The sequence below is a fragment of the Alphaproteobacteria bacterium genome, from assembly GCA_019635875.1.
Lineage (GTDB): Bacteria > Pseudomonadota > Alphaproteobacteria > Reyranellales > Reyranellaceae > JAFAZJ01.
In genome coordinates this window covers 323,229-342,235 of the sequence record JAHBYP010000006.1, presented here as the reverse complement: position 1 = coordinate 342,235, position 19,007 = coordinate 323,229, and the positions used below count along the sequence as shown (strand labels likewise).

Genomic DNA, 19,007 nt, shown 5'->3' with positions numbered 1-19,007 from the left:
GAGGTCGCGCACCTCGTAGGCGGCCTTGGCGGCGTCGATCACCTGGTAGAAGGCCACGGCGTCGACCGTGACGATGGCGTTGTCCTTGCTGATCACCTGCTGCGAGGGGATGTCGAGCACCGATTCCTGGACGTTGACCTTCTTGCCGATGCTGTCGACGAAGGGCACCAGGAAGCGCAGACCGGGGGTCAGCGTGGCGGTGAAGCGGCCGAACCGCTCGACGGTATAATTCCACCCCTGCGGCACCTGCTTGACGCCCAGAAACAGCAGCAGGACGGCGAACAGAACGAGGACGAGGATGAAGATCGTAAAGCCGGTCAATGTCACCTCCCCAACGCGCCGTCCGTCGGCGCTGAACGGGCGACACTGTAGCAAATGAGCATCCATTCGCCTATCGCTGGTATGAGACTCGCCGATACGGGACAGGGAGGCCGCCATGGCAGCCATCAGCACGCGCGCCGAGAACCAGGCGCGGCCGCTCGAGGACTACAACGTGGTGACGGGCGACCGGGCCCTGGTCGAGGCCATCGAGCGCGAGGGCGGCGGCTGGATCGCCGGACGGGCCGCAGCCTTCGGCGCGCGCTGCGGCGCCGCGGCGACGGTCCGCGCCGCCGAGCTGGCGGAGCGCGTCAGGCCCGAACTGCGCACGCACGACCGCTTCGGCAACCGCGTCGACGAGGTCGAGTTCCATCCCGCCTATCACGAGCTCATGGCGCTGGCCATCGAGAACGGCCTGCATTCCCTGCCGTGGACCGAGACGAGGCGCGGTCGGCACGTGGCGCGCGCCGCGCTGTTCATTGCCTTCAACCAGACCAATGACGGGCCGGCCTGCCCGGTGACCATGACCTTCGCCTCGATCCCGGCGCTGCGCGCGCAGCCGCAGATCGCCGCCGAGTGGGAGCCGTGCGCGCTGGCCAACGCCTACGATCCGTCGGCCCGTCCGGTGGCGCAGAAGCGTGGCGCCACCATCGGCATGGCGATGACCGAGAAGCAGGGCGGCTCCGACGTGCGCGCCAACACGACCTCGGCCGCGCCGCTGGGCAATGGCGGGCCGGGCGGCGAGTACCGGCTGATCGGCCACAAATGGTTCTGCTCGGCGCCCATGTGCGATGCCTTCCTCGCGCTCGCCCAGGCGCCGGGCGGGCTGTCGTGCTTCCTCGTGCCGCGCTGGCGGCCGGACGGCAGCCGCAACGGCTTTCATATCCAGCGGCTCAAGGACAAGCTCGGCAATCGCTCAAACGCCTCCTCCGAGGTCGAGTTCGACGACGCGCTGGGCTGGCTGCTGGGCGAGGAGGGCCGCGGCGTGCCGACCATCATCGAGATGGTGCGCCATACCAGGCTCGACTGCGCCCTGGGCGCCACGGCGGTGACGCGCCACGCCGTGGCCCAGGCGATCAACCATTGCCGCGACCGCTCCGCCTTCGGCCGCAGGCTGGTCGAGCAGCCGCTGATGGCCAACGTGCTGGCCGACCTCGCCGTCGAATCGGAAGCCGCGACAGTGCTGTCGATGCGCGTGGCCCGCGCCTTCGACGAGGAGGCCGACGGCGAGGCGCAGGCGCTGTTCGCGCGCATCGCCACGCCGGTCGCCAAGTACTGGCTGTGCAAGCGCACGCCCAACGTCGCCGCCGAGGCGCTGGAGTGCCTGGGCGGCAACGGCTTCGTCGAGGAAAGCGTCATGCCGCGCCTGTACCGCGACGCGCCGGTCAACTCCGTGTGGGAGGGCTCGGGCAACGTGCAGTGCCTCGACCTGCTGCGCGCCGTGGCCCGCGCGCCGGCGACGCTCGAGGCGTACTTCGCCGAGCTCGCGCCGGCGCGCGGCGCCGACTATCGCCTCGACGCCTTCGTCGACGATCTGCGCGCCCGCCTGTCGGACATGAGCGACCTCGAGGCGCGCGCGCGGCGTCTGGTCGAAGCGCTGGCGCTCGCCCTGCAGGCGTCGCTGCTGGTGCGCCACGCACCGGGCGCCGTCGCCGAGGCCTTCCTTGCCTCGCGCATCTCGGGCGACCGCGGCCAGGCCTTCGGCACCCTGCCGGCCGGCATCGACACGAGGGCGATCGTCGAGCGCGCCGACCCCGTGCCCCCGGCGGCCGCAGGAGTCAGCGGGTGATGAGGATCTCGGCGCGCCGGTTCTCCGGCTGGCCGACCCCGTCCTCGGTCTGCATGAAGGGCTTGCTCTGGCCCAGCCCGCGCGCGCTGATCAGGGTCGCGGGCACGCCCTCGCGGATCAGCCGTTCGCGCACGGCGCGCGCACGGCGCAACGAGAGCGCGTCGTTGATCCGGTCGCTGCCGGCGCGATCGGTATGGCCGGTGATCTCGACCGCCCTGACCCCGGGCTTCTTCGCCTCGACGGCCACCTGCCTGATCGTGGCGATGCCGGTGGCGCCCAACCGCACGCCGCCCTTGTCGAAGAACACGACATGCGCCGGCGGCTCGTCGCGCGGCTGCAGCGGCGGCTGCGCCGAAGCCGGCGGCGGCGCCGTCTCGCAGGCGGCCAGCGCCAGCAGCAGAGGGATCGGCAGGAAGGCACGAGACAACATGGCGACGCTCCCGGACCGCGTGCGGAATCCTAGCATCGACACCGCCGCGAGGCGATGTCAGGCTGACACATGCCCGCGCGACTCGAGTTCTTCTTCGACTGCTCCAGCCCGTGGACCTATCTGGCGTTCCACGCCGTCCAGCCGCTGGCCGCCGAGTTCGGCGTCGCCATCGAGTGGAGGCCGATCCTGGTCGGCGGCGTCTTCAACGCGGTCAACGACACGGTCTACCAGAACCGGGCCAACCCCAACCCGCGCAAGGCCGGCTACATGCTCAAGGACCTCGCCGACTGGGCGCGGCTCCATGGCCTGCGCATCCGGATGCCGCCCAGCGTCTTTCCGGTGAACAGCGTCAAGTGCATGCGCGGCGCCCTCGTGGCGATGGAGCGCGACCTGCTGGTGCCCTACGCCACCGCGGTCTTCGAGGCCTACTGGGGTGAGGATCTCGACATCTCGCAGGACGCCGCGATCGAGGGCATCCTGGCGCGCGTCAGCCTCGATCGCGCCGAATTCTTCGCGCGCATCGCCGAGCAGGCCTGCAAGGACCGGCTGAAGGCCAACACCGACGAGCTGATCGCGCGCGGCGGCTTCGGCAGCCCGACCATCTATATCAACGGCACGGACATGTATTTCGGCAACGATCGCCTGCCGCTGGTACGCGCCGCGCTGCAGCATGCGGCGTAATCCCGCTGGCGGCCCCGGGGCGCTTTGCTATAGTCCGCCGCCCTTTTGGCCATCTGCCTGACAATTCATAGGATGTAGCGCATGAACGTCTGGACCCGTCCTGGCCTCGTGGTGCTCGCGGCCGCATCGCTGGCCGCGTGCGAACCGCCCAAACCGGCGGCACCACCGCCGCCATCCCCCGCCTATGCCAAGGTGATGCTGGGAACGATGGCGTCTCCGGGCCGCGGTCAATGCCTCAACGAGGCGGAAGCCCAGACGGTGCGCGGACGCATCATCCAGCAGGAGCTCGCCTTCGCCGCGCGTCACTGCAACATGATCTCGGACTACAACCGCTTCGCCACCAAGTTCAGCGGCGACCTGGCGACCAACGGCAACCAGCTGCAGACGCTGCTGCGCCGCCGCGGCATCAACATCAACACCTACGTCACCGACATCGCCAACAAGGCGGCGACGCGCGGCGCGACCTATCCGGGCTATTGCACCGATGCGCGCGAGGCGTTCCGCTGGGCGCTGCAGCCTTCGACGACCCAGCTTGCCGCCGTGCCGCCGCTCTACGACAACGTCGCCGACCACAGCACCAAGCCGTGCATCCAGCCGCAGGTCCGGCGCTGACGCGCGTCGCATAGCCGACAAACGCAAACGCGGGCCGATGCGGCCCGCGTTTTTGTTGGCGCCAAAAGCAAACGGCCGGCTGGTGCCGGCCGTCGCTCAGGTCAGGTCCGAACGGTGCTTACTGCAGCACGATCTCGACGCGACGGTTCTGCGGCTCGCGGACGTTGTCGCCGGTCTGCACCAGCAGCTGGGTCTCGCCACGGCCGGTGACGCCGATCGCGGCCGCCGGGATGCCCTCACGGACCAGCGCGTCCTTCACGGCATTGGCGCGGCGCAGCGACAGCGCCATGTTGTAGGCAGCCGCGCCCGAGGTGTCGGTGTGGCCGGTCACCGCGATGCGGGTGACCGCACCCGTGCACTGCTCGACGAAGGTCTTCAGCGCTTCGCCATCGATGCCGCGACGGCGGCCTTCGGCGGCGCACTCATTCGACGTGCGGCCGGTGGTGCCCGCCGTCTTGGCGGCGGTGGCGGCCTGCTTGATGGTCGCAGCAGCCTGCGCGGTGATGGTGGAGCGGTCGAAATCGAAGAACACCATGTACTGCTTCACCATAGCGGCCGGTGCGGGCGCCGGCGGCGGCGGGGTGTCTTCGCAAGCGGCGACGAACATCATTGCCGCGGCAGCCAGGATCAGCTTCTTCATGGATAGCCCCCAAAATGATCAAGAACTCGATTTTTGTAGCACGCCCCCGGGCATCAACCAACGGAATTCACCGCTGCGAAACGTGATTCCCGGAAGGTGCGACCAAAATGAAACGGTCGGCACGGCCGACCGTTCCCTCGGATTCAATCGGTCCCGAATATTTAGTTCAGGACGATCTCGACGCGACGGTTCTGCGGCTCGCGCACACCGTCGGCGGTCTGCACCAGCGGCTGGCTCTCGCCGCGGCCCACGACCGTGATGTTGGCCGCCGGGATGCCCTCGCGAACCAGCGCGTCCTTGACGGCGTTGGCGCGGCGCAGCGACAGCGCCATGTTGTAGGCGTCCGAGCCCGAGCGGTCGGCGTGGCCGGTGACACCGATGCGGGTCTTCTGCCCGGCCTTGGCGTCAGCCGCGGCCTGCCTGATCGTCGTCGCGGCGGTCGCCGTGATGGTCGAGCGATCGAAGTCGAAGAACACCATGTAGGCCTTCGGCGCGGGCGGCTGCGTCGGCGGCGGCGGGGCCGCGGCGGCCGGGGCGCCGAACTTGTAGGCCAGGGTCAGCATCGCCGAGTGATTCAGGTAGCGATAGCTGGCGCCGGCGAAGCTCGGGTTGGTGGTGCCGAAGAACTTGTAGTCCAGCGAGATGCGGAAGCTGTCGTCGAACACCGCGCTGACGCCGGCGATGCCCTGGTAGGCGAACTCGGTCTGCGAGGCCGTGACACGGGCGAGACCGACACCGGCGCCGAGGTGCGGCGAGATCATGCTCTGCGGGAAGAAGTCATAGAGCACGTTGACCATCGCGGCGATCGACTCGACCTTGGTCAGGCCGTAGTTCGTGTTCACGTTGTTGCGACGGTACGGAATCTCGAGCTCGACGCGGGGGCCGATGAAGTCGTAGCCGACGACGCCGCCGACCATCCAGCCGACGCGCGGGCTGTTGGTCTGGCCGGCAATGGCCGGGTTCAGGTTGTGGAGGAAGTTCAGGCCACCTTCGATACCAACGTAGAAACCGGGCGACAGGTTCTGCGCCTGCGCCGCCAAGGGAGCGGCAATGAGAGCCGCCGCAACGACAGCCCCGACCTTCGTCTTCATTTGAATCCCCTCTCTCAAGGTCTTAACAACTGGCTCGAAGTTGGCCACGGGAGCATCGCCAACCCTCGAACGAACTATATACCAGATTGAGTACCCCACAACCGGGCCACCGCAGTTTTGCCGTAGCTGTGGCAGCCAAGCCACAGTGTCGCCCTACTGTCCAGTAGCTGCTTGATCTGCCGACCTTTTCGACCGGTTGCCGCACGCCCGTTCAGGTGCCCGGAGAAGCCGGTTCGGTGGGCTGCGGCGGGGGCTGTATCTTGAACGACAAGCCCAGAACCCGCTCCTCCTCACTGAAGCGGAAATAGGGTCTTGGGCCCTTGGACGGCCGCGGCGCCGGCAGCCGGTCCTCGGCGGAGCCGGACGGCTGATCGAGCTGCGCCGCGTCGAGCGTGCGGGGGAACACCAGCCCGCGCAGGCCGCCGATCAGATTCGGGGCGCCGCCGCGGACCGGCTGAGGCGTCGGCAGAGGCCGGGCGAGAGGGCGCGCAAGCAGCGCGATGGCGTCAGCGGCGCCAACCCGGCCATCAACGACAATGATCGCGCCCCGCATCGTATGATCGATGCCGACGCCGATCCCGGAGAGCGGCGGCATGTCCGCGGCTCCCGCCGAGCCGGAATGGGCCCAGAGCGGCAGCGCAACGAGGATTGCAAGGAGGGCGGTTCGCCGATCCTTCGACATCATCAATTCCCGATCATCGTTCTGTTTTTTGCGAACACGAACCCCGATTGCGCACCCTACCCGCAAGAACGCGATGCCTCAAGGCAGTACCGCGCCGCGAACCGCGGCTCTTGACCGCAAGGCCGGAGCGCGACGCAATCCGGCCCGGCACGATGCGGAGGGAAACGCGATGAGCGAGCTCAAGTACAGCAAGGTCGAGAAAGACGGGCGCCTGCTGGTCGTCACGATCAACCGGCCCGAGGTCTACAATGCCTGCCATCCCATGGCGAACCAGGAGCTGGGCGACATCTTCGACGAGTTCGCCGCCGATCCGGAGCTATGGGTTGCCATCATCACCGGCGCCGGCGACAAGGCGTTCAGCGCCGGCAACGATTTGAAATACCACGCTGAATTGCAGAAGACGACGGGCAAGCGCCCGCACTCCCCGCCCAAGGGCTTCGGCGGCCTGGCCAACCGCTTCGACCTCGACAAGCCGGTGATCGCGGCGGTCAACGGCGTGGCGATGGGCGGCGGCTTCGAGATCGCGCTGGCCTGCGACATCATCATCGCCTCCGACAACGCGCGCTTTGCCCTGCCTGAACCCCGGGTCGGCCTGGCCGCCGGTGCCGGCGGCATGCAGCGCCTGTCGCGCCAGATCCCGCTGAAGAAGGCGATGGGCATGATGCTCACCGGCCGGCATGTCTCGGCGCAGGAAGGCTACGAGCTGGGCTTCGTCACCAAGGTCGTGCCGCAGGCCGAGCTGATGAAGGAGGCCCGCGCCTGGGCGCAGCAGATCCTCGAGTGTTCACCGATGAGCATCCGCGCCACCAAGCAGGTCGTCATGCGCTCGCTCGACGTGCCCGCCACCGAGATGGCCATGCGCAACCAGAGCTACCCCGCCTTCGTCGCCATGGCCCGCAGCGAGGACACCGTCGAGGGCCCCCGCGCCTTCGCCGAGAAGCGCAAGCCCAACTGGAAGGGTCGCTGAGCCGTCCGTCTCCCCGGGCGGACCGGAAGCGGGGCTCTGCGATTCGGGGCTTTGCGATGGTTTGCCATGGTCCGGCGCGGTCGGTGAGGCGGCAGCCGCCTCCCCGGCCGCGCTGACTTCCGGCGGCTTCTCCGCCGGATAGCGGCGCCGGGCGGTCTTGCCGACGCGCTGGAACTGCGCCCAGCCGACGATCGCCAGGTATTCGACGCCGTCGACCGCGTAGATCCGCACCAGCCCCTGCGCCGCCAGCTCGTCGATCATCGCGCGGATGCTATCGTTTTCTATGGTGTCGCCGGGAAAGACCTGCATGCGGATGGTGCGCGGCTTGAGCGGCTGCACGCCGTGATCGTCGGCGAAATTCCACAGGCCAATGAACAGCAGGCGGGCCATGGGCTGGCAGTCGATGACTGCCTCCCAGGTCCAGAAGTCGGAAGGAAGCGTACGGTCGCGGGCCATCGGACGGACTCCAGGTTTGAAACACTGGCGCAGGTTTACCGCGGCAGGACGCCCGCACCGATTTAAACCCCTACAGTTGCGCTCGAGGGGGTAGAAAGCCTTGTGGCCGTAGCAGTATTTCCACCCCTACGGTGGTCGGTTTTGCCCTTCAGGATCAATTTTTCCGCAGAATCCTGTCCATCGCCTTTCCCCTGGCCAGCTCGTCGATCAGCTTGTGGGCGTGGTGTCAGGCTTGCATTATTGCGTTGTTGCGCCGTCCAACGGCGCGCCGCTCCCGCGGATCGGCCAGCGTCTGGCGCAAGGCGGCCATCGAGCGATCAGGAGCCGGCGGTCCCGTCAGCGGACCCCTGGGTCCCCGCCGCCAGCGGAGGACGGTCGCTTCGTTCGATCAGGTCGTGCGCGCCCGTGCTCACGGTGCCTGGCTGAAGTAGCTTCCAGAAGCTACCTTAGGTCAATGCGCGCCGTCGACCTGAAGACCCTCAAGAACAAGCTCAGCGAATACGTCCGCCTCGCGGCGGGCGGCGAGACCGTGCTGGTCACCGACCGCGAGCGGGTCGTGGCCGAGTTGGTGCCGCCGCGCGCCGGGCGCGGCGAATTTCTCGCCGACGCCTTGTTGGCCGATGAGGTGCGACGCGGCGTCATCCGGCCGCCGCTGATCGTCGGCGGCCCGCCGCCGCCGCGCGAACCCGTGATGTCTCACGACGAGCTGATGGAAGAGCTGCGGCGGGACCGGGAAGACCGGTGATCTGCCTCGACACCACGGTCGCCTTGGCCGTTCGCACAGCGAGGAGGTACGCGCCTTGCTCGATCGCGTCGGGCTGATCGAGCTGATCCCATCGGTCCTCGCCCGGGTGCTCGACCCGTTCCCGGTGCCGGTGCGCACGCTTCACGGCCTTTATCTGGCGTCGATGGCGCATCTGCGCGGCCGCAGCCAGTCCGTCGAGCTGGCCAGCTACGACGAGCGACTGCTGGCCGCCGCCGCCGCGATGGGCATTCCGCGGCTGGCACTGTGAGCCGCCTCATTCGATCGCCGCGTCGGCGCGAAGGAGGACGGCGCGCGGGATGGTCTTGCCCAACGCCAGAGCGGTCCGTTGGTTGATGAGCAGTTCAAAGCGGGTCAGAAGGCCGGAGGGCTTGGCGTCCTTGAGACTATCGACAGACGCGCTCAAACAACGCAATAACGCAAGCCTGACACTCGCGCTTAGCGCAATAACGCAAGCCTGACACTCGCGCCTCGTTGACTTACCTCGACCAGTTTCGAGTCAGACTCTAACACTTCAGTGCTTTGGGTGAGCCACCAACATGCATCACTCTCGTCACCAAAGCGTCAGTCGGTGGGCCAGGTCGCAATCGAATCTCTATCAGCCACGCATCTATTCGACTGTAGACGTAGGACCAGCCTCTTCCAGTTATGAACTTTTGCTCGTAGGTATAGATACAAAGATAGTCGCTTTGGCCGCGTTCGTCGCGTTTGCAGAAGAGGTCCGGATCAGGAATGTTGCCGCTGAAATAGGTCCGCCCATCGGGGCCTCTCTCCAACCCCTCCAAGAGTTTTCTTTTTAGGATCGCATCCACAGCAACCTTCTCTGGTGTTGCCTTGGCCAGCACAAAGTCATGGATCGAACGGTCAGCGCTTTGGAGATATGTTGCGAGCGCCCGATCCAATTCTGATCTTGCAGCACAACTATCTGCGTTGCTTTCGCATCCTGCAAGACAGAGCAGCCCAGCGATGAAGAGTACTTTCGCCACCCATTGGTGTGGTGATGCTGTCACGCCGAACTTGCCGTTGCGGTGAAGACTCGATCTCGGCATGCGAGACTCCAGGTAACTGCTCTTGATGACGGGCGACGGCAACTCACCCCGCGCCCATGCCTGCGGTCATGCCGCCATCCGACACGAACTCCGCGCCGGTGACGTAGGTCGCCTCGTCCGACACCAGCCAGGCGACCAGCGACGCCATCTCCTCGGGCTCGGCGAAGCGACCGATCGGCGTCTGTGCCATCCAGCGGGCGCGGCCTTCCGCCTCGCTGGGCGCGCGGGCGATGCTGGCCTTCATCAGCCCGGTCATGGTCGGGCCGGGATGGATCGAGTTGCAGCGGATGGCGTAGCCCTTGGCCGCGCAATGCAGCGCCACGCTCTTGGTGAACTGGCGCACCGCCGTCTTGCTCGCGCCGTAATGCACGGATAGCGGGAAACCGCCATAGGCGGCGCAGGACGAGACGTTGACGATCGCCCCGCCCTTGTCCTTCATCAGCGCGATGGCCGCGCGGCAGCCCAGGAACACGCCGTCGAGGTTCACCGCCATCACCCGGCGCCATTCCTGCAGGGTGCAGGTCTCGGGATCCGCGGGACCGCTGGTGCCGGCGTTGTTGAACAGGATGTCGAGCCGGCCGAAGCGGCCGCGGATCTCGCGCTCGAGGCGCGACCAATCGGCTTCGCTCGCGGCATCCTGCGGCAGGAAAGCGCCTGTCTCGCCGACAATAGCCGAGGCCTCGCTGGCCGCCGGCACGGCGATGTCGGTGCCGACCACGATGGCGCCTTCATCGGCGAAGCGCCGCGCCGTGGCGCGGCCGATGCCGGAGCCCGCCCCGGTCACCAGCGCGACGCGGCCTTTCAGCCGCTCAGCGCGGGCCATGATCCCAGTCCAGCTCGAAATCGTCGCCCTTGGCCTTGATGTACGCCGCGTGTGGCGGCGCGAAATGCGCCGGCATCAAGAGCGCATGCTCGTGCGCGCAATGCGAGAGGATCTTGTTGCGCGACTGGCGCGCGACGTTCGTGTCCTCGCAGAAGCGGCTGTTCCACTTCCACAGCGGCACCTGCACCGGGTTGTGCAGCGCGTCGCCCGAGAACACCGCGCGCCTGCCCTTCGAGTCGAGCGTGACGTGGATGTGCCCCGGCGTGTGGCCGGGCGACGGATTGATCATCAGGCCGCGGCCGAGATCGTGCTGGCCGTCGACCATCTCGGCCAGCCCGGCCTCGACGATCGGCAGCACCGAGTCGTTGTAGGTGTTGCGCTGGTACTCGTCGGTCTCCGGCTTCTTCGCCGCCGCCTGCCAGTGATCGTGATCGCCGCGCGACATCACGTACTTCGCCTTGGCAAAGGTCGGCACCCACTTGCCGTTCTCCAGCCTGGTGTTCCAGCCGACGTGATCGACATGCAGGTGCGTGCACAAGACCAGGTCGATCTCCTCCGGCTGCACGCCGGCGCGGCGCAGCCTGTCGAGGTAGTCCGTGTTGAGCATGTCGAAGCGCGGCATGCCGGGACGCGGCTTGTGGTTGCCGCTGCAGGCATCGACCAGGATGGTGAGCCCGTTCATGCGGATCACCCAGCTGTGGATGCTGGCGATCAGCCGGCCGAGCTCGGGCGAGTAGTAGGAGGGCGCCAGCCAGTGCTCGTGCGCCTTGAACGTGGCGGCGTCGAACTCGGGGAAGAACTGGTCGGCCGGGAAGCCCGGTCCCATGATCTCCTCGATGCGGGTGACCCTGGCGTCCCCGATCATGCGTTCCTGCATCGCTTCCTCCCGTTTGTCTCGCCTGTCATCCCGAGCGCAGCGAGGGATCCAGTGGCAGCCTTAGATCCCTCGCTGCGCTCGGGATGACAGGGGGTCCGATCTGCCCTGCTGTCGCTCAGGCATGCCGACTGTAGCGCGCGACGCGCGGCCCGTGTAAGCGAAGCCTGCATACGCAGCAGGACACGAGGACATGGCAGCTGAAAAGACGACCGGCGCGCTGGCCGGGCTGAAGGTGATCGATCTGTCGCGCGTGCTGGGCGGCCCCTATTGCGGGCAGATGCTGGCCGACCACGGCGCCGAGGTGATCAAGATCGAGCCGCCGCAGGGCGACGAGACGCGGCTGTGGGGCCCGCCCTTCGACGACGAGGGCATCTCCGCCTATTACGCCGGCATCAACCGCAACAAGCGCAACGTCGCGCTCGACCTCACCAAGCCCAGGGGCCGCGAGGTGCTGCTGAAGCTGCTCGAGAGCGCCGACGTGCTGATCGAGAACTTCAAGGCCGGCACCATGGAGAAATGGGGCATCGGCTACGAGGACGTGCTGTCGAAGAAGTTCCCGCGCCTGGTGCATGCGCGCGTCACCGGCTTTGGCAGCGACGGGCCGATGGGCGCCTATCCCGGCTACGACGCCATGGTGCAGGCCTGGGCCGGGCTGGTCTCGGTCAACGGCGCGCCCGACAGCGGGCCGGTGCGCATCGGCGTGCCGGTGGTCGATCTGTCGACGGGCATGAATGCCTGCATGGGCATCCTGATGGCGCTGTTCGAGCGCTCGCATTCGGGCAAGGGCCAGTTCGTCGACGCGACGCTCTATGACAGCGCCGTGGCGCTGCATCAGCCGCACGCGCCGAACTACCTGATGGGCGGCGTGAAGCCGAAGCTGTTCGGCAACAGCCACGGCAATCTCGCGCCCTATGCCAACTTCCCGACCAAAGGCCGCAACATCGTCATCGGCGCCGGCAACGATGCGCAGTTCCGCAAGCTGACGCAGATGCTGGGCAAGCCGGAGATGGCCGACGACCCGCGCTTCAGGACCAACAAGGATCGGCTGGCCAACAAGGCGGCGATGGAGGCCGAGCTCGCGGCGCTGACAAAAGACCGCGACGGTGAGTCCTTCGCCGAGGAGCTGATGCTGGCCGGCGTGCCCTCGGGCGCGGTGCTGGAGGTGCCCGACGTGCTGGAGCATCCGCACACCAAGCATCGCGGGATGGTCTGGGAGAAGGACGGCTATCGCAACGTCGGCAATCCCATCAAGCTCTCGCGCACCCCGCCCGGCGTGCGCAGCAAGCCGCGCCGATTCGGTGTCGACACGAAGACGGTGCTGCAGGAAGCCGGCTACAGCGACGCCGACATCACCGCGATGCTCAACGACGGCGTGGCACTCACAGAAAAGAAATCCTGATACCTTCCCCCGGAGGGGGAAGGTGCCCGAAGGGCGGAAGGGGGATGTCGAAGCCGGACTCCTCCGTTCGTCTTCGACATCCCCCATCCGGCGCTCCGCGCCACCTTCCCCCTCCGGGGGAAGGTAAGACTTCATAGGGGACCAAGTCATGGCGATCGCGGAGTACGAGACGCTGGATGCGATGGCGCTGAGCGCGCTGGTCGAGAAGCGCGAGGTGACGGCGGCGGAGGTGCTCGAGGAGGCCATCGCGCGTGCCGAGAAGCTCAACGGCGCGCTCAACGCCATCACCATCCCGCTCTACGACCTCGCCCGCCAGGTCGCGAAGGGATCGCTGCCGGCGGGGCCGCTGTCGGGCGCGCCGTTCCTGCTCAAGGATCTCGGCACGCTGTACAAGGGCACGCGCTCGACCGGCTCGAGCCGGCTGTTCGCCGACTTCGTGGCGCCGCACGACGCCACCATCGTCGCGCGCTACCACGCGGCGGGCCTCGTCACCTTCGGCAAGTCGGCCTCGCCCGAGATGGGGCTGGCGCCGTCGACCGAGCCGGCGATGTTCGGCCCCTGCCACAACCCGTGGAACCTCGGCTACAGCTCGGGCGGTTCGTCCGGCGGCGCGGCCGCCTCGGTCGCCGCGCGCATTCTGCCGATGGCGCACGCCACCGACGGCGGCGGCTCGATCCGCGTGCCGGCCTCGGCCTGCGGCGTGTTCGGGCTCAAGCCGACGCGCGCGCGCAACCCCAGCGGGCCGGATGTCGGCGAAGGCTGGGGCGGCCAGGCGGTGGCGCATTGCGTCAGCATCAGCGTGCGCGACAGCGCCGCCCTGCTCGACGCCAGCCATGGTCCCGATGTCGGCGATCCCTATTTCGCGCCGGCGCCCGCGGGCAGGTTCCTGGACGAGGTCGGCCGCGATCCCGGCAAGCTGCGCATCGCGCTCTGCATCGATCCGTGGAACGGCGAGCCGGTCGATCCCGAGTGCCGCAAGGGCACGGAAGACGCGGCGAAGCTCTGCGAGCAGCTGGGCCACACGGTGACGATCGCGCGGCCCGAGTTCGACGTCACGCAGTTCCGCGAGGCCACGCGCATCGTCATCGCCTCCAACGTTTACGCCACCTTGGCGGCGCGCGCGAGGGCGCTGGGCAAGAAGCTGGAGTCGACCGACGCCGAGCCGCTCACCTGGTCGATGGCCGAGCTCGGCCTGAAGTACACCGCCGCCGACTATGCCGGCGCGGTCACCGTGCTGCATCGCGTCGGCCGCGTCGTCGCGCGCTTCTTCCAGCAGCACGACATCCTGCTGACGCCGACCATGTGCGCGCCGCCCTGGCCGCTCGGCGTGCTGTCGCTGTCGAGCCAGGACGCCGACGCCTATCTGGTCGCGCTCAACCGCTCGATCGCCTTCACCTCGCTGTTCAACGCCGCGGGCAATCCGGCGATGAGCGTGCCGCTGCACTGGAGCGCGTCGGGGCTGCCGATCGGCATCCAGTTCGTGGCACCGTTCGGCGACGAGGCCCGCCTGTTCCGGCTGGCCGCGCAGCTCGAGCAGGCGAAGCCGTGGAAGGACAGGCGGCCGGCGTTGATTGCGGGGTAGTCTTTCTCTTGGGGGCCGCGCCGCTCCAGCGGCGCTCATGCGAGAAGAGCGCCGCTGGAGCGGCGCGGCCCGAAGTAGTGGGAGGAAGCCGCCATGACTCCAGCCGAGATCGAAGCCGCCGCCGTCGCGCTGCTGCGCGCGCGCTTCACGCGCACGCAGGTGAGCCCGCCCGGGCCGGCGCCGGCGAGCGAGGACGAGGCCTATGCCATCCAGGACATCGTCGCCAAGGGCTACCGGCCAGTCGACGGCTGGAAGACCGGCGCCAAGACGCCCGAGGCGACACCGAACTGCGCGCCGCTGCTGAAGGGCAACGTGATCGACGGCCCGGCCAGCTTCCCCGCCGCCAGCATGGCGATGCATGGCGTCGAGGCCGAAATCGCCTTCCGCTTCGCGCGCGACCTTACCAGCGCGCCGTCGGACGACGCGGTGCTCGACGCTATCGGCTCGGCGCATGTCGTGATGGAGGTCGTCGACACGCGGCTCGCCGACTACAAGTCGCTCGATCCGCTGTGGGCGCTCAGCGACAACGGCATGAACAAGGCGCTGGTCGTGGGTCCCGCCTTCGCCGGCTGGCGCACGCACGACTATGCGAAGCAGCCGGTGAAGCTGATCGTCGACGGCGTGCCGCTGGTCGACATGGTCGGCGGGCTGAGCGGCGGCTCGCCGCTGCGCCTGGTGCAATGGCTGGCCAGGCATGTCGCGGCGCGCCGCGGCGGCATCCGCGCCGGGCAGATCGTCACCACCGGCTCGTGGGTCGGCCTGCAATTCGTGCAGCCGGGTGCGAAGGTCGAGGCGCAGTTCCCCGGCCTCGGCTCGACCTCGGTCTCGTTCCCGACTTAGCCAAGGCACTCTGTCATCCCGAGCGCAGCGAGGGATCCAGGCAGCCACCCTGGATCCCTCGCTACGCTCGGGATGACAGGCTTCAGGCGGCGCGGGCGATCGCGGGCGCCGGCTCCTGGGCCGCCTGCGGCGCCTTCGGCAGGGTCAGCCTGAACAGGGCGCCGCCGTCGGCGCGGTTCTCGGCGCTGAGCGTGCCGCCCATCTTGCGCACGATCTCGAGGCTGATCGACAGGCCCAGCCCGGTGCCCTTGCCGGTCGGCTTGGTGGTGAAGAAGGGCTCGAACAGCCTGGCCAGGGCCTCGGCGGGGATGCCGGGCCCGTTGTCGGCGACCTCGATCACCACCGCGTCGCGCGCGGTGTCGTGGCGGGCGCAGAGCTCGATGCGGCCGCGCCGCGCCGGCGTGGCGCCTTCGGGCGCGCTGTCCTTGATCGCGTCGCGGGCGTTGATGATCAGGTTGATCAGTACCTGCTGCAGGCCGTTGGGATAGCCGTGCACCGCCGGCACCGGCGCGCCCGGCGCGACCTCGAGATCGATGCCGGCCGTGCGCAGCTGCTCGCGCAGGATGTCGACCGTGCTGCCGATGGTCTGCGCCACGTCGAAGACGCCGGGCTTGCTGTCGGCGTGGCGGGCGAAGCCCTGCAGCGAGCGGATGATGCCCGAGGCGCGCTGGATCTGCGCCTCCATCTTGCCCAGGCGGCCCAGGGTGGCGACGCCGAACTCGTCGGGGTCGTCGCGATGGAAGCCTTCCTCGATCTCGTTGGCGAGGCCCTCGACGGCGAATTGCAGCACGGTGAGCGGCTGGTTGACCTCGTGCGCCATGCCGGTGGCCATACGCCCGACGACCTCCATCTTCTGCGCCTGCGCCAGCTGCCGCGTGGTGTTCAGCACCTGGTCCGCCGCCGCTTCGCGCAGCGCGATCTCCTGGCGGACGCGGCGGTCGAAGACCAGGATCGCCAGCGCCAGCAGCAGGACCAGCGCCGTGATGATCGTCGTCACGGTGCTGAAGACCGCGGGATCGAGCGCCAGGTGGTCGGGCTGCTCGTCGGGGACGGCAAAGCAGTTGGTCGAGGCCATCGCCGTGTAGTGCATGGCGGTGACGGCGAAGCCCAGGATCAGGGCGCTGGCGCTCTCGCGCAGCAGCCCGGCGACGCCATCTTTCGCGGCGAACCAGAAGCGCACCTTGAGCGCGACGATCGACAGCGCCACGGCGACGACGATCGAGGTGGCGAACAGCGCCGGGTCGTAGCGCACGATGCCGTCGAAGCGCATCGCCGCCATGCCGGTGTAGTGCATCACGCCGATGCCGGCGCCCATCAGCACGCCGCCGACCAGCAGCCGGCCGGCGCCCACCGAGGGCTGCGCGACCAGGTGCAGGGCGACGCCGGCCGCCAGCATCGCCGGCAGGATCGACGCGGCGGTGAGCAGCGGGTCGTAGGCGACGGGCGCGGGCAGCTCGTGCGCCAGCATGCCGACGAAGTGCATGGCCCAGATGCCGCCGCCCATGGTGATCGCGCCGGCGCCGAGCCACATGAAGCGCAGGGTCGGCAGCTCGGTCAGGCGCCCGGCGAAGCGCAGGAAGGTGAAGCCGGCGAACGAGGCGATCAGGTAGGACAGCACGACCAGAGAGGGCCGGTAGGTCGCCGGCATCGCCGTCGCCGTATCGACACCGATGGTGAAGAAACCGCCGAGATCCACGTCCGCCCTTTCGCTCGCAATCGCGCCACCGACACTGGGCGGAGCCCGCCGCGCGGGCAATCGCCATCGGGTCCGATTCGGTCGCGATCAGGCCGACGAGGTGGCGCGCGTGCCGCCGAAGCGCGCGACGATGTCGTCGGGGATGCGCGTCGCCTTGAGCTTGCCGGGCTGGCCCGCGAGCGCCTTTGTCCAGCAGCGCGTCTCGTGGCCGCTGGCGACCGGCGAGCCGTCGAGGCGCGCCACGGCGTGGGAGACGCGGAACGAGCTGTTGCCCCAGCGCTCGACGATGCTGGAGACGACCAGCGCGTCGCCCGGCGTCACCGTCGCCTGGAAGGCGCCGGCGGCCTCGAGGATCGGGATGTCGACGCCGCCGAGATCCTCGCGCATGGCGCGGCGGTCGAGCCCGATGGCGCGGAACAGCCGCCAGCTGCCCTGGTCCCACCAGCGGAAATAGGTCGGATAGAAGATGATGCCGGCGGGATCGCAATCGCCCCACTCCACCGTCACCCGGTGACGTATCGCGAGGCCGCGGCCGTCGACCGCCGGCACGATGGCGAAGTCGTCGTGGCTCGGCGGCAGCGGAGTCACTTCCCTTCCCCCGGAGGGGGAAGGTGCCCGAAGGGCGGAAGGGGGATGTCGAAGGCGGACAGCGAGCGCGTTGAGGCATCCCCCTTCCGTCGCGCTTCGCGCGCCACCTTCGCCCTCCGGGGGAAGGCAAGAGCGACGGCGTTCACTCCGCGGCCTTCGCCAGCGCGGGCGTGCGATCGGCGATCTCGCCGAGCGTGCGCGACAGCGAGGCGCCTTCCGGATCGGCCAGTGCTGCGACACGCGCGGAGGCGACGGCATCGGCGGCGAGCGTCGCGGGCAGCGTGCCCGCCAGCGCCGGCTCGATCACCGCGCGCTCGATCGCGGCGTAGCTGGCCGAGCCGCGGCGATGCGTATCGCCGTAGCCCTTGATCAGCCGCGCGCATTCCGCGATCTCCAGCGCCAGTGGTGGCGAGAGTGCGACGGCGCGGATGATGGCGTCGAGCCAGCGCTCGATCTGCGCCTGCTCCTCCTGGAAGCGCAGGCTGCGCGGCCGCCACCAGCGCAGCTTCGACAAGGTCCACAGGCGCAGGAAGCCCAGCACCGACGTCGTGTTCACGCGCATCGACCAATAGGATCTGTTGAGCCGCCCGGTGCGCTCGCCCCAGCGGACGAAGGCGCGGCCCATCGCCGGCGGCAGGATCGCGGCGATCTCCTCGATGCCGGGCTTGAAATGCTCGGTGAGCACGACCGGCTCGTGCGCCTTCGCGCGCACCTCGCGGCGCACGCGCGCGAAGCGCTCGGCCGAGACCTTGGCCTGCGCGACGCGGATCACGTCCTCGAACGACATGCGCACGGCGAGATGGCGCGCGCTCTCGCGCAGCAGCCGGTTGTCGGCGCCGGCCTGCTGCAGCCGGTCGAGGCGATCGAGGTACAGATCGGCGTAGGCCAGGCCCTGGTAGTGCACGAGGCGGCGCACGCCCTCCTCGATCCCGTCGAGCGCCTCGCCGGCGAAGCTCGTGCGCGCGCGGGCCAGCGGCGCCTCGGCGCCGGCATCGCGCGCGGCGCGCTTGGCGGCCTCGCGCGCCATCTCCTCGAGATCGCCGCGCGCATGCGCCTGGCCGAAGGCGAAGCCGGCGAGGTTGGCGTCGACCGCCTTGCCGCCCTCGCGGATCGCCGCCTCGTAATGCGACGCCGCCACCGGCGTGCGGTTGCTGCCAGCCAGCGCGCCCAGCAGCACGGCGTTGAGCACCGAGCCGCTTTCCTCGGCCGCCTGCTCCATGTCGAACAGGATGCGCTCGCGGCTGTTGTCCTTGACCACGCGCAGCAGCCTGGCCGCGTCATAGCGGCCGTCGCCCATCTCCATCTTCTCCGAGGTGGCGAAGACGCGATGGGTCGAGCCGATCAGGATCGTGCGCTCGGGCGACATGAAGCCGTTGGCGGCGGCGCGCGCGGCTTCCAGCAGCTCGGTCGCCATCATGATGTCGACCTCGCCCAGCGCCGGGTTCAGCGCCAGCACCGGCGCGCTGTTGCTGCGCCGCGTGCCGTCGGGCGGCACCATCTCGATGTAGTAGGTCGTGGCACCGGTGCGCTGCGCCACGCCGGGGATCGAGGTGAGCTGCACCGCGAGCCCGGCGCCCTGCGCCGCGCGCACGATCCAGTCGGCCAGCACGCCGCCGCCCTCGCCGCCCATGGCGGCGATCAGGATGGAAACGCGGTTGGTTGCCATTACCTTCCCCCGGAGGGGGAAGGTGGCGCGCAGCGACGGATGGGGGATGCCCCAACGA

Annotated in this window: 20 protein-coding genes; 9 read left to right on the top strand and 11 right to left on the bottom strand. The window is 68.9% G+C overall.

Translation table 11 applies throughout. From position 1 onward, the window contains the following. Positions 1-387: hypothetical protein (locus tag KF889_22580; GenBank protein MBX3502236.1), on the bottom strand; the 387-nt coding region annotated here is incomplete at its 3' end. 49 nt (positions 388-436) lie between these two features. Here KF889_22580 and KF889_22575 point away from each other — a divergent pair. Continuing rightward, a complete protein-coding gene (locus KF889_22575; protein MBX3502235.1) occupies positions 437-2,107 on the top strand; it encodes an acyl-CoA dehydrogenase family protein in 1,671 nt (556 codons plus the stop codon). On the opposite strand, the gene KF889_22570 is transcribed toward KF889_22575, so the two are convergent. Then, positions 2,097-2,537, bottom strand: coding sequence for an OmpA family protein (locus KF889_22570; GenBank protein ID MBX3502234.1), 441 nt, complete (start codon positions 2,535-2,537; stop codon positions 2,097-2,099). The two genes, KF889_22575 and KF889_22570, sit on opposite strands and share 11 nt — an antisense overlap. A gap of 69 nt (positions 2,538-2,606) precedes the next feature. On the opposite strand from KF889_22570, the gene KF889_22565 reads away from it, so the two are divergent. Both KF889_22565 and KF889_22560 read left to right on the top strand, forming a co-directional pair. Then, complete coding sequence (locus tag KF889_22565) at positions 2,607-3,218, top strand: 2-hydroxychromene-2-carboxylate isomerase (protein ID MBX3502233.1); 612 nt, start codon at positions 2,607-2,609, stop codon at positions 3,216-3,218. Between the two features lie 81 nt (positions 3,219-3,299). After that, the gene (locus tag KF889_22560) at positions 3,300-3,830 is read left to right on the top strand and encodes a hypothetical protein (protein ID MBX3502232.1); all 531 of its coding nucleotides are present in this window, start codon (positions 3,300-3,302) and stop codon (positions 3,828-3,830) included. Between the two features lie 118 nt (positions 3,831-3,948). Here KF889_22560 and KF889_22555 read toward each other — a convergent pair whose 3' ends face one another. From KF889_22555 to KF889_22545, 3 genes are all read right to left on the bottom strand, one after another. Beyond that, the gene (locus KF889_22555) at positions 3,949-4,470 is read right to left on the bottom strand and encodes an OmpA family protein (GenBank protein ID MBX3502231.1); all 522 of its coding nucleotides are present in this window, start codon (positions 4,468-4,470) and stop codon (positions 3,949-3,951) included. 161 nt (positions 4,471-4,631) lie between these two features. After that, positions 4,632-5,561: an OmpA family protein gene (locus KF889_22550; protein MBX3502230.1), complete on the bottom strand. Its 930-nt coding sequence runs from the start codon at positions 5,559-5,561 to the stop codon at positions 4,632-4,634. Between the two features lie 211 nt (positions 5,562-5,772). Further along, complete coding sequence (locus KF889_22545) at positions 5,773-6,246, bottom strand: hypothetical protein (GenBank protein MBX3502229.1); 474 nt, start codon at positions 6,244-6,246, stop codon at positions 5,773-5,775. Positions 6,247-6,412: 166 nt separating this feature from the next. Here KF889_22545 and KF889_22540 point away from each other — a divergent pair, with 166 nt between their 5' ends. The 3 genes from KF889_22540 to KF889_22530 all read left to right on the top strand — a co-directional run bounded on the left by KF889_22540 (position 6,413) and on the right by KF889_22530 (position 8,679). Then, positions 6,413-7,210 (top strand): enoyl-CoA hydratase/isomerase family protein, encoded by a 798-nt coding sequence (locus KF889_22540; protein ID MBX3502228.1) that lies wholly within the window; start codon positions 6,413-6,415, stop codon positions 7,208-7,210. Positions 7,211-8,120: 910 nt separating this feature from the next. Further along, on the top strand, positions 8,121-8,411 hold the full coding sequence (locus KF889_22535; protein ID MBX3502227.1) for a type II toxin-antitoxin system Phd/YefM family antitoxin: 291 nt from the start codon (positions 8,121-8,123) through the stop codon (positions 8,409-8,411). Between the two features lie 55 nt (positions 8,412-8,466). Further along, the gene (locus tag KF889_22530) at positions 8,467-8,679 is read left to right on the top strand and encodes a hypothetical protein (GenBank protein ID MBX3502226.1); all 213 of its coding nucleotides are present in this window, start codon (positions 8,467-8,469) and stop codon (positions 8,677-8,679) included. A gap of 256 nt (positions 8,680-8,935) precedes the next feature. On the opposite strand, the gene KF889_22525 is transcribed toward KF889_22530, so the two are convergent. From KF889_22525 to KF889_22515, 3 genes are read right to left on the bottom strand one after another with little or no spacing between them, the layout of a single operon-like run. Next, positions 8,936-9,478: a hypothetical protein gene (locus KF889_22525; protein MBX3502225.1), complete on the bottom strand. Its 543-nt coding sequence runs from the start codon at positions 9,476-9,478 to the stop codon at positions 8,936-8,938. 43 nt (positions 9,479-9,521) lie between these two features. Next, on the bottom strand, positions 9,522-10,301 hold the full coding sequence (locus KF889_22520) for an SDR family oxidoreductase (GenBank protein ID MBX3502224.1): 780 nt from the start codon (positions 10,299-10,301) through the stop codon (positions 9,522-9,524). Beyond that, positions 10,288-11,178, bottom strand: coding sequence for an MBL fold metallo-hydrolase (locus KF889_22515; GenBank protein MBX3502223.1), 891 nt, complete (start codon positions 11,176-11,178; stop codon positions 10,288-10,290). The genes KF889_22520 and KF889_22515 overlap by 14 nt, the downstream gene beginning before the upstream one ends. A gap of 190 nt (positions 11,179-11,368) precedes the next feature. Here KF889_22515 and KF889_22510 point away from each other — a divergent pair, with 190 nt between their 5' ends. From KF889_22510 to KF889_22500, 3 genes are all read left to right on the top strand, one after another. Continuing rightward, positions 11,369-12,577 carry a CoA transferase gene (locus KF889_22510; GenBank protein ID MBX3502222.1) on the top strand — a complete coding sequence of 403 codons (1,209 nt, stop codon included), beginning with the start codon at positions 11,369-11,371 and terminating at the stop codon, positions 12,575-12,577. 148 nt (positions 12,578-12,725) lie between these two features. Continuing rightward, a complete protein-coding gene (locus KF889_22505) occupies positions 12,726-14,159 on the top strand; it encodes an amidase (GenBank protein ID MBX3502221.1) in 1,434 nt (477 codons plus the stop codon). Between the two features lie 93 nt (positions 14,160-14,252). Then, positions 14,253-14,999 (top strand): fumarylacetoacetate hydrolase family protein, encoded by a 747-nt coding sequence (locus KF889_22500; GenBank protein ID MBX3502220.1) that lies wholly within the window; start codon positions 14,253-14,255, stop codon positions 14,997-14,999. An 82-nt stretch (positions 15,000-15,081) separates the two neighbouring features. On the opposite strand, the gene KF889_22495 is transcribed toward KF889_22500, so the two are convergent. From KF889_22495 to KF889_22485, 3 genes are all read right to left on the bottom strand, one after another. After that, a complete protein-coding gene (locus KF889_22495) occupies positions 15,082-16,695 on the bottom strand; it encodes a hypothetical protein (GenBank protein MBX3502219.1) in 1,614 nt (537 codons plus the stop codon). Positions 16,696-16,782: 87 nt separating this feature from the next. Next, a complete protein-coding gene (locus KF889_22490) occupies positions 16,783-17,283 on the bottom strand; it encodes an acyl-CoA thioesterase (protein ID MBX3502218.1) in 501 nt (166 codons plus the stop codon). Positions 17,284-17,425: 142 nt separating this feature from the next. Continuing rightward, on the bottom strand, positions 17,426-18,949 hold the full coding sequence (locus KF889_22485; GenBank protein MBX3502217.1) for an indolepyruvate oxidoreductase subunit beta family protein: 1,524 nt from the start codon (positions 18,947-18,949) through the stop codon (positions 17,426-17,428). Between the last annotated feature and the right edge of the window lie 58 nt (positions 18,950-19,007).